The sequence below is a fragment of the Hoeflea sp. genome (genome assembly GCF_984452065.1).
In genome coordinates, this window is sequence record NZ_CFHWAF010000137.1 from 1 (window position 1) to 12,073 (window position 12,073).

Consider the following 12,073-nt stretch of genomic DNA (forward strand, 5'->3'; position numbering starts at 1 on the left):
CCTGCGCCGCCTCGGCGCGCTCGACGAGAAGCCGCAGGCTCTCTTCGTCATGCGGTTTGAAGGTCAGAACCCGCGCGCGCGACAGCAGGGCGGCATTGAGTTCGAAGGACGGATTTTCCGTCGTTGCCCCGATCAGGATCACCGTCCCGTCTTCCATGACCGGAAGGAAACTGTCGAGCTGGGCCTTGTTGAAACGATGGATCTCGTCCACGAACAGCAGGGTCTGCCGGCCGGACATGCGCCGGGCGCGAGCTGCCTCGAACGCCTTCTTGAGGTCCGCAACACCGGAGAAGATCGCGGAAATCTGCTCGAATGCAAGATCGGTTTCACCGGCCAGAAGCCGTGCAACGGTTGTCTTGCCGGTGCCGGACGGTCCCCAGAAAATCATCGAGCCGAGGGTGCCGTTCGAAATCATCCGCGTCAGCGCGCCGTCTTCGCCGGTCAGGTGGGACTGACCGGTGACTTCCGACAAGGACCGCGGGCGCAATCGGTCCGCAAGCGGCCTTGCCTTTTGTGCCGTTTCATCGGCGACCGATGAAAACAGGTCACTCATCAGCGCACCATTTGCCGAAGCCTGCGCCCGTTGCGGGTGATCTCGAACTGCCAGTATCCGGGCTCATCGGCGATCGCCTCGGCGACATCGCTTGCCTGCCGCATGGTCTCGCCGTTGATTTCCACCAGAATATCACGCGGCCGGATGCCGTAGCGGTTGGCCGGCGAGCCGCGCTCGACCTCCAGCACCACCACGCCCCGCACATGTTGCGGCAACCTGAGCTGCTCGGCGATGTAAGGATCGATATCCGCGAGAACCGAACCGGCAAAGGGACTTTCGCCCGTCACGCGCAATTCTCCCGGACGCTGGGGGTCGCGCGGCGCGCCCAGCCGGATGCTCAGGGTGCGAACCGACGAACGGGAGATGACTTCGAGTTTCACCACCTTTCCGACGCCGGCCGTCGCGAGACGATAACCGAGCGCGTCCGGGTGTTGAACGGTCAGGCCGTCGAGGCTGATCACCAGATCGCCGACCTTCAGACCGCCCTCATGGGCGGGCCCGTCGTTCACAACCGCTGTGACGATGGCACCGAAAGCACGCTCCATGCCGAGCGCTTCCGCCATATCGGCGGTGACCGGGACAAAGGACGCGCCGATAAAGGGGCGTGAAAACTTCTCTTCGCCGTTTCTCGCCGCATCGACCACGGCACGCACCATATTGGCCGGAATGGCAAAGCCGATCCCGTTCGAACCTCCGGAGCGTGAGAATATGGCGGTGTTGATGCCCACCAGGCGACCATTCATATCGACAAGCGCGCCGCCGGAATTACCGGGGTTGATGGCAGCGTCCGTCTGGATAAAGAAACCGAAATCCGAAATGCCGACGCCGTTGCGCGCCAGTGCCGAGACGATGCCGCTCGTCACTGTCTGACCGACGCCAAAGGGATTGCCGATCGCCAGCAGAATGTCGCCGACCTCGAGCCGGTCTGAATCGCTGTAATCGATGGCTGAGAACGGTCCCGTATCGTCAATCTTGAGAACGGCAAGATCCACCCGCTGGTCCTTCAACAGAACCCGGCTCGGATATTCCCGTCCGTCGGCAAATGCGATCTTGATCTCGTCGGCCCCGTCAATGACGTGGTTGTTGGTGACGACGATGCCCGAGGCATCGACGATGACGCCGGAGCCGAGGGACGACTGGCGCTGTGAACGCCCGGGCGGGCCTTGCCCGAAAAACCGCTCGAAGAACGGATCGCCGGCAAAGGGCGAGCGGGTGCGGACCATGCGTTCGGCATAGACGTTGACGACGGCGGGCGCCGCTGCCTTCACCACCGGGGCATAGGAGAACTGCAACTGCTCTCTTGATTGCGGAACGACGCGCTCGTCGGCCGGTCCGTTTTTCTCGGCTCTGCCCAGTATTTCGGAAATCACACCGCGCAGTTTTTCCGTGCTTGCCGGCTCCTGCGCTCCGCTTATGGTCAGTGTCAGGCCTATTGCCACGGCGATCGCAGCGGTCAATCCGAGCCATTTCAGTCGGCGCATTCAAAATCCTCCGGGCGAATCCGTCCCGTATATATAAGTCGGTCTGCCGCGATCAAAAAGAGTGCGGCGAACACGTTACCGACATGAAAAAAGGCCGGGCGATGCCCGGCCTTGAAATTTGAAAGGGTGCAGTTCTTACGCTGCTTCGGTCTCTTCGGTCTCCGCCTCGGCTTCAAGCCGCGCCAGATCCTTGGCACCTTTGGCGTCGACGTCGCGGTCGACGAACTCGACAACGGCCATCGGCGCATTGTCACCCTTGCGGAAACCGGCTTTCATGATACGGATGTAGCCGCCGTTGCGGTCGGCATAACGGGTTGCAATCGTGTCGAACAGTTTGCGGACCATCTCGACATCCCTGATTTTCGAAATCGCCTGGCGGCGGGCATGCAGGTCGCCCCGCTTGCCGAGCGTTACCAGCTTCTCAACGACCGGGCGAATTTCCTTCGCCTTCGGCAAGGTGGTCACGATCTGCTCGTGTTCGATCAGGGATGCAGCCATATTTGCAAACATTGCCTTGCGGTGGCTGGCTGTCCGGTTCAGCTTGCGGCCTGACTTGCGGTGGCGCATGAGCCTTCTCCTTCAACGCGGGGTGCACCCGCTGGTTCGATTAGTATTGATCCTCGTAGCGCTTGGCGAGGTCTTCGATGTTTTCCGGCGGCCAGGCGGGAACTTCCATTCCAAGATGCAGGCCCATGGACGCCAGGACTTCCTTGATCTCGTTGAGCGACTTGCGGCCGAAGTTCGGCGTGCGTAGCATTTCTGCTTCCGTCTTCTGAATGAGATCGCCGATATAGACGATGTTGTCGTTCTTCAGACAGTTTGCCGAGCGGACGGAGAGCTCCAGCTCGTCGACCTTCTTGAGCAGCGCCGGGTTGAAGGCAAGTTCGGTTGCCTGAACTTCCTCGACCTCTTTCTGCGGCTCGTCGAAATTGATGAAGACACCAAGCTGGTCCTGCAGGATGCGGGCGGCGAATGCGATCGCGTCCTCGCCCGAAACGGAACCGTCGGTCTCCAGCGTCATCGTCAGACGGTCGTAATCGAGAACCTGTCCCTCGCGGGTATTTTCCACCTTGTAGGACACTTTCTTGACCGGCGAATAAAGGCTGTCGACCGGAATGAGACCGATCGGCGCGTCTTCCGCACGGTTGCGGTCGGCGGGCACATAACCCTTGCCGTTCTGCACGGTGAACTCCATGCGGATCTCGGCGCCCTCGTCGAGCGTGCAGATCACATGATCCGGGTTGAGGATCTCGATGTCCCCGACGGTCTGGATATCGCCGGCAAGAACCGTCCCCGGCCCCTGCTTGCGCACGACCATGCGCTTCGGTTCATCGCCTTCCATTCCGATGGCGATTTCCTTGATGTTGAGGACGATGTCCGTCACGTCTTCGCGAACGCCCGGGATCGAGGAGAACTCGTGAAGGACGCCGTCTATCTGGACCGCGGTCACGGCCGCGCCGCGCAGCGAGGACAGCAGAACGCGGCGAAGCGCGTTGCCGAGCGTCAGGCCAAAGCCACGCTCCAGCGGTTCGGCAACGAGCGTCGCCTTGGTGCGGTCGGCCGCGGAGAACTCGATCTTGTTGGGTTTGATCAGTTCCTGCCAGTTTTTCTGAATCATGTTCAATTACCTTCCGTTCCTTGCCACCATCCAATCGTGGCAACAGAGCTGGAGAGCCGAGAGGAGCAACATGCTCATCGGCGTGCGATTCACAATGTCAGACGCGGCGCTTCTTGCGCGGACGGCAGCCATTGTGCGGAATGGGTGTCACGTCGCGGATGGACGTGATCGTGAAACCGGCGGCCTGAAGGGCGCGCAATGCCGATTCACGGCCGGAGCCCGGTCCGCAGACTTCAACCTCAAGAGACTTCATGCCGTGCTCCTGCGCCTTCTTGGCGCAGTCTTCGGCGGCAATCTGCGCCGCGAACGGCGTGGATTTGCGCGAGCCCTTGAAACCCTTTGCACCGGCGGACGACCAGGCAATGGCGTTGCCCTGTGCGTCGGTGATGGTGATCATCGTGTTGTTGAATGTCGAATTCACATGGGCGACGCCCGATGAGATATTCTTGCGTTCGCGGCGGCGAACGCGCGTGGCTTCCTTTGCCATCACAGTCCTTTCGTCGATCTCTACACCGCCGTAATTCCAGCGGCTCCACCGGAGGGGGCGCTATGGCCGCCCCGACCATTGTCAAAGCGAAAGCCGGGGTTCCAATCGCCGCCGGCGGTTACGCTTAAATCCGTTTGCTTACTTCTTCTTGCCTGCAATCGCCTTCGCGGGCCCCTTACGAGTGCGGGCATTGGTATGGGTGCGCTGTCCACGAACCGGAAGGTTGCGGCGATGACGCAGGCCACGATAGCATCCAAGGTCCATGAGCCGCTTGATGTTCATTGCGGTTTCACGCCGCAGGTCGCCTTCGACCTGATAGTCGCGGTCAATCGCTTCGCGGATCTGGATGACGTCGGCGTCAGACAGTTCGTTGACGCGGCGTTCGGCCGGAATGCCAACCTTCCCGGTGATTTCCTTGGCATAGGTCGCACCGATCCCGTGAATATATTGCAGCGCGATGACCACGCGCTTGTTCGTTGGAATATTGACGCCAGCGATACGGGCCACGTCTTTTCTCCTTGCCTACCGGGCCAGTCTGGCCTGGCCGGTTCGTTATGCGGCTGCGAAGCAGCCTGTTGCTCATAGCCGGGACATGTGTAAACGACCGGCCCCGGTTCTCTCTTTCGAAAACCGCGCCAATCGCTCGACAATCTCGAATTGGCGGGGTTCTAACGGACTCGATGCACGATCGTCAACAGTCCAGATGCCCAAAATCGGGCGCAATAACGCAAAATTGGCAAAATTCTTGCTACTCTCCTAAAGAGAGGCCAGAATCTCGTCGATTTGCGCGGTCACGATGTCGATGTCGGCCATACCGTCGACCTGCTTCAACAGGCCCTTGGCGTAGTAATAGCCAAGCAGCGGCGAGGTTTCCTTATAGTAAGCCTGCAGGCGTGTGCGCACCGTATCCGGATTGTCATCCTTGCGGCGGCTGAACTCGGTCGATCCGCACTTGTCGCAAACACCTTCCTTCTCGGGCTTCAGATTGGTGTCGTGATAACCCGCGCCGCAATTGACGCAGGTATAGCGACCGGTAATGCGGTCGACCAGCACATCATCGTCGACCCGGAGTTCCACGACGGCGGACAGGCCCATATCCTTGGATGCCAGCATCTTCTGCATTGCGTCAGCCTGAACCAGCGTGCGCGGATAACCGTCCAGAATAAAACCGGGCCGGCAGTCCGGCTGGTCCAGCCGTTCGGAGACGATCGCATTGACGATGTCGTCCGAAACCAGCTTGCCGGCATCCATGACTGCTTTCGCCCGCAGGCCGACCTCGGTTTCGCTTGCAACGGCTGCACGAAGCATATCTCCGGTCGAGAGCTGCGGAATACCGTGCTTTTCAACCAGCCTCTGCGCTTGGGTCCCCTTCCCCGCCCCCGGCGGTCCAAGCAAAATCAGTCTCATCGTCCCCTCTTTCCTCCGCGAAGCTTCGATTTCTTGATCAGCCCCTCATATTGCTGCGCAATCAGATGCCCCTGGACCTGCGCAACGGTGTCGAGCGTGACGCTGACCACGATCAGCAACGACGTGCCGCCGAGGTAGAAGGGAATGCCGGTCTGAGCGATGAGTAACTCCGGCAGAAGGCAGACGAAAATCAGATAGAGCGCACCGACGGTGGTGATCCGGGTCAACACGTAATCGATATATTCGGCCGTGCGCTCGCCCGGGCGGATACCCGGAATAAACCCGCCATGGCTCTTCAGATTGTCGGCCGTGTCCTTCGGATTGAAGACGACCGCCGTATAGAAAAAGGCGAAGAAGCCGATCATGACCGCGTAAAACAGCATATAGAGCGGCTGGCCGTGTCCGAGCGTCGCAAGGACCGCCGTCGCCCAGGGCGGAAGATCGGTGGTGTTCGAGAAGCCCGCCAGCGTCGCCGGCAGCAAGAGCAGAGACGAAGCAAAGATCGGCGGGATGACGCCGGCCGTGTTGAGTTTCAACGGCAGGTGCGAAGAATCGCCCTGGAACATGCGGTTGCCGACCTGACGCTTCGGATACTGGATCATAAGCCGGCGCTGTGCGCGCTCCATGAACACGATGAACGCGATCACGGCAATGGCGATAACGATCACCATGATGATCAGGCCGGTCGAAAGCGCGCCGGTCCGGCCGAGTTCCAGCGTTCCCGCGATGGCGCCCGGAAGCGCCGCGACGATGCCCGCGAAGATGATGAGCGAGATACCGTTGCCGATGCCGCGGGCGGTGATCTGCTCGCCCAGCCACATCAGGAAAATCGTGCCGCCCACCAGGGTGATCACCGTCGAAATCCGGAAGAACCAGCCCGGATCGGTGACGATGCCGTTGCCCGATTCCAGTCCGACGGCGATGCCGTAGGCCTGCATGGTGGCAAGCAGCACCGTGCCGTAGCGGGTGTACTGGTTGATGACCTTGCGGCCCTGTTCGCCCTCTTTCTTGAGCTGCTCGAGCGTCGGCACGACCGATGTCATCAACTGCATGATGATCGATGCGGAGATGTAGGGCATGATGCCGAGCGCGAAGATCGCCATGCGCTCGACGGCGCCGCCGGCGAACATGTTGAACAATCCGAGAATGCCGCCGGCCTGTTGCTGAAACGCCTGGGCGAACGCTTCCGGATTCAGCCCCGGAAGGGGAATATAGGTGCCCAGCCGATAGATCAGAAGCGCACCCAGGGTGAACCAGATGCGCTTCTTGAGATCCTCGGCTTTCGCAAAGGCAGAAAAATTGAGATTGGCTGCGAGTTGTTCGGCTGCAGATGCCATGCGAAATCTCCGCGGGACCCTTTCCCCGTGATCCTGTCGACGTCAGCAGGATACCGGACGGGTCGGATTACTGGTTTCCGGCGGCCGCGTCGCGGTCCCTGACCATCCCATGGCCGCCTTCAAATTCGCGTCCCGAATGACGCCTAGCGTCATCCATATGGGAATATGTCAGCCCATTGCAAATCACAACAGGCCAACTTTCCGGTTATTCGGCCGCCTTTTCCGCGGCGGCAAGAACCTTGATCGAACCACCGGCCTTCTCGATCTTCTCGATGGCGGCTTTGGAAGCGCCGGCGACCTCGACGGTCAGCTTGGCTTTCAACTCTCCGTCGGCCAGAACGCGGACACCGTCCTTCTCGCGGCGGATAACGCCGGCCGCCTTGAGAGCGGCTGCATCGACGGTCTTCTTGGCGTCGAGCTTCTTGGCGTCAACCGCAGCCTGCAGGCGTCCGACGGATACAACGTTGAAATTCTTTGCAAAAATGTTGGTGAAACCACGCTTCGGCAGACGCCGGTAGATCGGCATCTGTCCGCCTTCAAATCCCTTGATGGCGACGCCTGAGCGTGACTTCTGGCCTTTTACGCCGCGGCCGCCGGTCTTGCCCTTGCCGGAGCCGATGCCGCGACCGACGCGCTTGCTGGTCTTGGTGGCGCCTTCATTGTCACGAAGTTCATTCAGTTTCATCTTATCAACTCCCCTCAGGCTTCGTCGACGACGCGCACGAGGTGACTCACCTTGCGGATCATACCGCGCACGGCCGGTGTATCTTCCAGCGTGCGGCGGCGATGCATCTTGTTGAGGCCCAGGCCGATGAGCGTCTGGCGCTGCTCGGCCGGGCGGCGGATTGGGCTACCGATCTGCTCGACGGTAACGGTCTTGCCTGTCTTCTTGTCAGCCATAACGAACCCGTGCCCTTACTCTTCATTGCCGATAATCGATGCACGGCGCGCCTGAAGCGTGGAGTATTTGATGCCGCGCTGGGCAGCGACATCCTTCGGGTGCATCTGGTGCTTGAGCGCATCGAACGTGGCGCGAACCATGTTGTACGGATTGGAGGAGCCGGTGGACTTGGCAACCACGTCCTGCATGCCGAGCGTTTCAAAGACGGCACGCATCGGGCCGCCGGCGATGATACCGGTGCCGGGCTTTGCCGAACGTAGCAGAACCTTACCGGCGCCGTGGCGGCCACGGACATCGTGGTGCAATGTACGGCCGGAGCGCAGCGGAACGAAGATCATGTTGCGCTTGGCCGACTCGGTTGCCTTGCGGATTGCCTCCGGCACCTCACGGGCCTTGCCGTGTCCGAAACCGACCCTGCCCTTCTGATCGCCCACGACGACCAGTGCGGCGAAGCCGAAACGACGGCCGCCCTTGACGACCTTGGCGACGCGGTTGATGTGGACAAGCCTGTCGACAAATTCGCTGTCGCGCTCGTCCTCTTTACCGCGATTGTCGCGGCGGGGTTCTCTTGCCATTGTCCTTGTCCTTTTTCTTTTCCGGGTGCAACGGGCAGTTTGATCAGAAATTCAGTCCGGCTTCGCGCGCGGCATCCGCCAGCGCCTTGATCCGGCCGTGATAGATGAAGGCGCCGCGATCGAAAACGACATCCTTGACGCCTGCTTTCGAGGCACGCTCCGCAACAAGCTTGCCGACGGCAGCGGCCGCGTCCTTGTCGGCGCCGGTCTTCAGCTTCTTGCGCAGATCGGCGTCGAGGGTCGAGGCCGCAACAATGGTGTTGCCGGCCACATCATCGATGATCTGTGCGTAGATGTTCTTGGAAGAACGGTGAACCGATAGGCGCGGACGGCCATTGGCCACGGCCTTGACCTGACGGCGGACACGCGCTGCACGACGCGCAAGCACTTCTTTCCTGCTGGCCATTTTGCGTAATCCTTACTTCTTCTTGCCTTCTTTGCGGACAATCCGCTCTTCGGCGTATTTTACACCCTTGCCCTTGTATGGCTCAGGCTTGCGGAAACCGCGGATCTTCGAGGCGACCTGTCCGACCTGCTGCTTGTCGATGCCGGTGACGACGATTTCGGTCGGCTTCGGGCAGGCGATCGAAATGCCTTCCGGAGCCTGATAGATAACGTCGTGGCTGTAACCAAGCGCAAGCTGCAGGTTCTTGCCCTGCATGGCCGCGCGATAGCCGACACCGCTGATTTCAAGACGGCGCTCGAAACCGTCGGTCACACCGGTGATGATGTTTTCAATCATGGTGCGGGACATGCCCCATTTGGAGCGTGCATCCTTGGACTGATCGACCGGGGAGACCACAAGCTGGTTCTCCTCGAGCTTGACCAGAACCTCGTCGTTGACGACAAAGCTCAATTCGCCCTTCGGTCCCTTTGCGGTGACCTTCTGTCCCTCGACGGTCGCAGTGACGCCGGCGGGAACGGAAACGGGCTTCTTACCGATACGAGACATTTTTCAAACCTGTCTGACCGTTATGGAGGACCGGCCACATCAGAAGATGTGGCACAGCACCTCGCCACCTACATTCTGTTCGCGCGCCTCATGGTCGGCCATCACGCCTTTCGGGGTCGAAAGGATAGAGATGCCGAGGCCGTTCGCGACCTGCGGGATCGACTTGACCGAGACATAAACACGACGGCCCGGCTTGGAGACACGCGAAATCTCGCGGATCACGGGCGTGCCCTCATAGTATTTGAGCTCGATGTTTATCTCGGACTTGCCGTTGTCGTAATTCACTTCCGAATAGCCGCGGATGTAGCCCTCGGACTGCAGCACGTCGAGAACGCGGGCGCGCAGCTTCGAAGCCGGCGTCGACACGGTCGACTTGCGGCGGCCGTTCGCATTGCGGATACGGGTGAGCATATCGCCCAGAGGATCAGTCATTGCCATGTGCCTGTCTCCTTACCAGCTGGACTTGATGACACCCGGGACGCGGCCGAGCGAGCCGAGCTCGCGAAGCGCGATACGGGAAAGTTTCAGTTTGCGGTAATAACCGCGCGGACGACCGGAAACCTCGCAGCGATTGCGGATACGCGTCTTCGAGCCGTCACGCGGCAGTTCGGCAAGCTTGAGCGTTGCCTTGAACCGCTCCTCGATCGGGGCTTCCTGGTCCTTGATGACCGCCTTCAGAGCCGCCCGTTTTGCGGCATGTGCCGCAACCGTGCGGCGGCGGCGCTTGTTCTTTTCGACTGCGCTGGCTTTAGCCATGTCAAATATCCTCTCTACGCTCGCCGTTACTGCCGAAACGGGAAGTTGAACTCTGCCAGCAGAGCCCTGGCCTCGTCGTCCGTCTTCGCAGTCGTACAAACGATGATATCCATGCCCCAGATCTGATCGACCTTGTCGTAGTCGATCTCCGGAAACACAATGTGCTCCTTGAGGCCCATGGCGAAATTGCCATTGCCGTCAAAGCTTTTGGGGTTGAGACCCCGGAAGTCACGAACGCGCGGCAGGGCGATGTTGACCAGCCTGTCCATGAATTCGTACATCCGCGTCTGGCGCAGCGTCACCTTTGCGCCGATCGGCATGGCTTCACGCACCTTGAAGCCGGCGATCGACTTGCGGGCATGGGTGACCACGGCCTTCTGGCCTGAAATGGCCGCCAGGTCTTCCGCGGCCGCAGCCGGCTTCTTGGAATCATTGGTCGCTTCGCCGACACCCATATTGATGACGATCTTCTCGACGCGCGGGATTTCCATGACATTCTTGTAGGAGAATTTCTCCTGCATCGCGTCACGGATGCGTGCGCCATATTCCGTCTTGAGCCGCGGCTCGTAATTTGCCTCAGCCATCGATTACATCTCCTGAACGCTTCGCCACGCGAACCTTGGTTCCGTCTTCCTTGATCTTGAAGCCGATGCGGGTCGGCTTTCCGTCGCCATCGGCAACGGCCAGATTGGAAAGGTGCACCGAGGCTTCCTTGTTGACGATGCCGGCCTGCTGCGTCTGCGTCTGACGCTGATGGCGCCTGACCATATTGATGCCGCTGACAAGCGCGCGGTTTTCCTTCGGCATGACCTTGATAACTTCACCGGTGCGGCCCTTGTCCTTACCGGTCAGCACAACGACACTGTCGCCTTTACGGATCTTTTGCATCGTTATCTCCTTAAAGAACTTCCGGCGCCAGCGAGATGATCTTCATGTGGCTCTTGGCGCGCAGTTCGCGCGGAACCGGTCCGAAGATACGGGTGCCGATCGGCTCTTTCTTGTTGTCCACCAGGACTGCCGCGTTCTTGTCGAAGCGAATGACGCTGCCGTCCGCCCGACGGATATCCTTGGCCGTGCGCACCACGACCGCCTTCATGACGTCACCCTTCTTGACGCGCCCGCGCGGGATCGCTTCCTTCACGGAGACGACGATGACGTCGCCCACGGATGCGTATTTCCGCTTCGAGCCGCCCAGCACCTTGATGCACATGACACGACGGGCACCGGAATTGTCGGCGACGTCGAGGTTTGTTTGCATCTGAATCATGTCAGACCGCCTTCTTTCAATTGTCCGGGGTTTGTCCGAGGCCCCGGCGATTTCGTTTTCTTTTTCCTTCGCGGAAAGCCTATTCGGCTACGACCGTCCAGCGCTTGTCCTTGGAGATCGGCGCGCATTCCTGGATGGAAACGGTATCACCGGTCTTGTATGCGTTCTTCTCGTCATGCGCCTTGTATTTCTTCGAGCGGCGCACGATCTTCTGAAACATCGGATGGGCGAAACGACGCTCGACCTTCACAACGACGGTCTTGTCGTTCTTGTCGCTGACGACGGTGCCCTGCAGAATGCGTTTTGGCATTTTGTTGTGGTCCTCAGGCCTTGGCTTCTGCCGCCTTCTGGCGGGCAATTGTCTTGATGCGGGCGATATCGCGGCGAACTTCCTTCACACGCGATGTCTTTTCGAGCTGGCCGGTCGCCTTCTGAAAGCGCAGGTTAAACTGCTCCTTCTTGAGCTTGGCGAGTTCATCGCTGAGTTCATCAGCGCTCATTGCGCGAACGTCTGCGGCTTTCATGGTCTCTTCCTACTCTGCAATGCGCTGTACGAAGCGGGTCTTGACCGAGAGCTTGGCGGCGCCGAGACGCAAGGCCTCGCGGGCGACTTCCTCGCTGACACCGTCGATCTCGAACATGATCCTGCCGGGCTTGACCTTGCACGCCCAGTAATCGACGGAGCCCTTGCCCTTACCCATACGCACTTCGGTCGGCTTGGAGGTGACCGGAACATCCG

At 60.1% G+C, this 12,073-nt stretch carries 21 protein-coding genes; all 21 read right to left on the reverse strand.

Annotation, left to right across the window (positions count from 1 at the left end; all coding sequences use genetic code 11):
- The coding region (locus AC5E6N_RS19870) for an AAA family ATPase (protein ID WP_491749443.1) at positions 1 to 553 on the reverse strand (553 nt) is incomplete at its 3' end.
- The gene (locus AC5E6N_RS19875; RefSeq protein WP_491749444.1) at positions 553 to 2,034 is read right to left on the reverse strand and encodes a Do family serine endopeptidase; all 1,482 of its coding nucleotides are present in this window, start codon (positions 2,032 to 2,034) and stop codon (positions 553 to 555) included. The genes AC5E6N_RS19875 and AC5E6N_RS19870, both read right to left, overlap by 1 nt.
- A gap of 135 nt (positions 2,035 to 2,169) precedes the next feature.
- Entirely contained in the window at positions 2,170 to 2,601 is a 432-nt protein-coding gene (rplQ, locus tag AC5E6N_RS19880; RefSeq protein WP_491749445.1) for a 50S ribosomal protein L17, read from the reverse strand.
- Between the two features lie 40 nt (positions 2,602 to 2,641).
- Positions 2,642 to 3,652 (reverse strand): DNA-directed RNA polymerase subunit alpha, encoded by a 1,011-nt coding sequence (locus AC5E6N_RS19885; RefSeq protein WP_491691772.1) that lies wholly within the window; start codon positions 3,650 to 3,652, stop codon positions 2,642 to 2,644.
- Positions 3,653 to 3,749: 97 nt separating this feature from the next.
- Positions 3,750 to 4,139, reverse strand: a complete 390-nt coding sequence (rpsK, locus tag AC5E6N_RS19890; protein WP_136657421.1) for a 30S ribosomal protein S11 — start codon at positions 4,137 to 4,139, stop codon at positions 3,750 to 3,752.
- Positions 4,140 to 4,277: 138 nt separating this feature from the next.
- Complete coding sequence (gene rpsM / locus AC5E6N_RS19895) at positions 4,278 to 4,646, reverse strand: 30S ribosomal protein S13 (RefSeq protein WP_491691771.1); 369 nt, start codon at positions 4,644 to 4,646, stop codon at positions 4,278 to 4,280.
- 249 nt (positions 4,647 to 4,895) lie between these two features.
- A complete protein-coding gene (locus AC5E6N_RS19900) occupies positions 4,896 to 5,546 on the reverse strand; it encodes an adenylate kinase (RefSeq protein WP_491691770.1) in 651 nt (216 codons plus the stop codon).
- On the reverse strand, positions 5,543 to 6,883 hold the full coding sequence (gene secY, locus AC5E6N_RS19905) for a preprotein translocase subunit SecY (RefSeq protein WP_491691769.1): 1,341 nt from the start codon (positions 6,881 to 6,883) through the stop codon (positions 5,543 to 5,545). Before secY ends, AC5E6N_RS19900 begins: the two co-directional genes overlap by 4 nt.
- A gap of 205 nt (positions 6,884 to 7,088) precedes the next feature.
- The gene (rplO, locus tag AC5E6N_RS19910; protein WP_491749446.1) at positions 7,089 to 7,568 is read right to left on the reverse strand and encodes a 50S ribosomal protein L15; all 480 of its coding nucleotides are present in this window, start codon (positions 7,566 to 7,568) and stop codon (positions 7,089 to 7,091) included.
- A 14-nt stretch (positions 7,569 to 7,582) separates the two neighbouring features.
- Entirely contained in the window at positions 7,583 to 7,783 is a 201-nt protein-coding gene (gene rpmD, locus AC5E6N_RS19915; protein WP_491749447.1) for a 50S ribosomal protein L30, read from the reverse strand.
- Positions 7,784 to 7,798: 15 nt separating this feature from the next.
- Positions 7,799 to 8,359 carry a 30S ribosomal protein S5 gene (gene rpsE, locus AC5E6N_RS19920; RefSeq protein ID WP_491749448.1) on the reverse strand — a complete coding sequence of 187 codons (561 nt, stop codon included), beginning with the start codon at positions 8,357 to 8,359 and terminating at the stop codon, positions 7,799 to 7,801.
- A 43-nt stretch (positions 8,360 to 8,402) separates the two neighbouring features.
- Complete coding sequence (gene rplR / locus AC5E6N_RS19925) at positions 8,403 to 8,765, reverse strand: 50S ribosomal protein L18 (RefSeq protein WP_491691765.1); 363 nt, start codon at positions 8,763 to 8,765, stop codon at positions 8,403 to 8,405.
- Between the two features lie 12 nt (positions 8,766 to 8,777).
- The gene (gene rplF, locus AC5E6N_RS19930; protein WP_491749449.1) at positions 8,778 to 9,311 is read right to left on the reverse strand and encodes a 50S ribosomal protein L6; all 534 of its coding nucleotides are present in this window, start codon (positions 9,309 to 9,311) and stop codon (positions 8,778 to 8,780) included.
- 39 nt (positions 9,312 to 9,350) lie between these two features.
- Complete coding sequence (gene rpsH / locus AC5E6N_RS19935) at positions 9,351 to 9,749, reverse strand: 30S ribosomal protein S8 (protein WP_267990061.1); 399 nt, start codon at positions 9,747 to 9,749, stop codon at positions 9,351 to 9,353.
- 12 nt (positions 9,750 to 9,761) lie between these two features.
- Positions 9,762 to 10,067 carry a 30S ribosomal protein S14 gene (rpsN, locus tag AC5E6N_RS19940; protein ID WP_491749450.1) on the reverse strand — a complete coding sequence of 102 codons (306 nt, stop codon included), beginning with the start codon at positions 10,065 to 10,067 and terminating at the stop codon, positions 9,762 to 9,764.
- Positions 10,068 to 10,093: 26 nt separating this feature from the next.
- Positions 10,094 to 10,651 carry a 50S ribosomal protein L5 gene (gene rplE / locus AC5E6N_RS19945; RefSeq protein WP_491691762.1) on the reverse strand — a complete coding sequence of 186 codons (558 nt, stop codon included), beginning with the start codon at positions 10,649 to 10,651 and terminating at the stop codon, positions 10,094 to 10,096.
- Positions 10,644 to 10,955 (reverse strand): 50S ribosomal protein L24, encoded by a 312-nt coding sequence (rplX, locus tag AC5E6N_RS19950; RefSeq protein WP_491749451.1) that lies wholly within the window; start codon positions 10,953 to 10,955, stop codon positions 10,644 to 10,646. Before rplX ends, rplE begins: the two co-directional genes overlap by 8 nt.
- Positions 10,956 to 10,965: 10 nt before the next feature.
- Entirely contained in the window at positions 10,966 to 11,334 is a 369-nt protein-coding gene (gene rplN / locus AC5E6N_RS19955; RefSeq protein ID WP_491691760.1) for a 50S ribosomal protein L14, read from the reverse strand.
- A gap of 79 nt (positions 11,335 to 11,413) precedes the next feature.
- The gene (gene rpsQ / locus AC5E6N_RS19960) at positions 11,414 to 11,644 is read right to left on the reverse strand and encodes a 30S ribosomal protein S17 (RefSeq protein ID WP_491691759.1); all 231 of its coding nucleotides are present in this window, start codon (positions 11,642 to 11,644) and stop codon (positions 11,414 to 11,416) included.
- A 13-nt stretch (positions 11,645 to 11,657) separates the two neighbouring features.
- Entirely contained in the window at positions 11,658 to 11,858 is a 201-nt protein-coding gene (gene rpmC, locus AC5E6N_RS19965; RefSeq protein WP_491749452.1) for a 50S ribosomal protein L29, read from the reverse strand.
- Between the two features lie 9 nt (positions 11,859 to 11,867).
- The coding region (rplP, locus tag AC5E6N_RS19970) for a 50S ribosomal protein L16 (RefSeq protein WP_491749453.1) at positions 11,868 to 12,073 on the reverse strand (206 nt) is incomplete at its 5' end.

Excerpts from the sequence above, each read along its gene's own strand:
- rpsE (WP_491749448.1), bottom strand. The coding sequence starts at position 8,359 with ATGGCAAGAGAACCCCGCCGCGACAATCGCGGTAAAGAGGACGAGCGC.
- rplR (WP_491691765.1), bottom strand. The coding sequence starts at position 8,765 with ATGGCCAGCAGGAAAGAAGTGCTTGCGCGTCGTGCAGCGCGTGTCCGC.
- rpsH (WP_267990061.1), bottom strand. The coding sequence starts at position 9,749 with ATGGCAATGACTGATCCTCTGGGCGATATGCTCACCCGTATCCGCAAT.
- rpsK (WP_136657421.1), bottom strand. The coding sequence starts at position 4,139 with ATGGCAAAGGAAGCCACGCGCGTTCGCCGCCGCGAACGCAAGAATATC.
- rplE (WP_491691762.1), bottom strand. The coding sequence starts at position 10,651 with ATGGCTGAGGCAAATTACGAGCCGCGGCTCAAGACGGAATATGGCGCA.
- rplO (WP_491749446.1), bottom strand. The coding sequence starts at position 7,568 with ATGAAACTGAATGAACTTCGTGACAATGAAGGCGCCACCAAGACCAGC.
- rplX (WP_491749451.1), bottom strand. The coding sequence starts at position 10,955 with ATGCAAAAGATCCGTAAAGGCGACAGTGTCGTTGTGCTGACCGGTAAG.
- rpmD (WP_491749447.1), bottom strand. The coding sequence starts at position 7,783 with ATGGCTGACAAGAAGACAGGCAAGACCGTTACCGTCGAGCAGATCGGT.
- AC5E6N_RS19875 (WP_491749444.1), bottom strand. The coding sequence starts at position 2,034 with ATGCGCCGACTGAAATGGCTCGGATTGACCGCTGCGATCGCCGTGGCA.
- rplN (WP_491691760.1), bottom strand. The coding sequence starts at position 11,334 with ATGATTCAGATGCAAACAAACCTCGACGTCGCCGACAATTCCGGTGCC.
- rplQ (WP_491749445.1), bottom strand. The coding sequence starts at position 2,601 with ATGCGCCACCGCAAGTCAGGCCGCAAGCTGAACCGGACAGCCAGCCAC.
- secY (WP_491691769.1), bottom strand. The coding sequence starts at position 6,883 with ATGGCATCTGCAGCCGAACAACTCGCAGCCAATCTCAATTTTTCTGCC.
- rplF (WP_491749449.1), bottom strand. The coding sequence starts at position 9,311 with ATGTCTCGTATCGGTAAGAAGCCCGTTTCCGTTCCCGCCGGCGTCACT.
- rpsN (WP_491749450.1), bottom strand. The coding sequence starts at position 10,067 with ATGGCTAAAGCCAGCGCAGTCGAAAAGAACAAGCGCCGCCGCCGCACG.
- AC5E6N_RS19885 (WP_491691772.1), bottom strand. The coding sequence starts at position 3,652 with ATGATTCAGAAAAACTGGCAGGAACTGATCAAACCCAACAAGATCGAG.
- AC5E6N_RS19900 (WP_491691770.1), bottom strand. The coding sequence starts at position 5,546 with ATGAGACTGATTTTGCTTGGACCGCCGGGGGCGGGGAAGGGGACCCAA.
- rpsQ (WP_491691759.1), bottom strand. The coding sequence starts at position 11,644 with ATGCCAAAACGCATTCTGCAGGGCACCGTCGTCAGCGACAAGAACGAC.
- rpmC (WP_491749452.1), bottom strand. The coding sequence starts at position 11,858 with ATGAAAGCCGCAGACGTTCGCGCAATGAGCGCTGATGAACTCAGCGAT.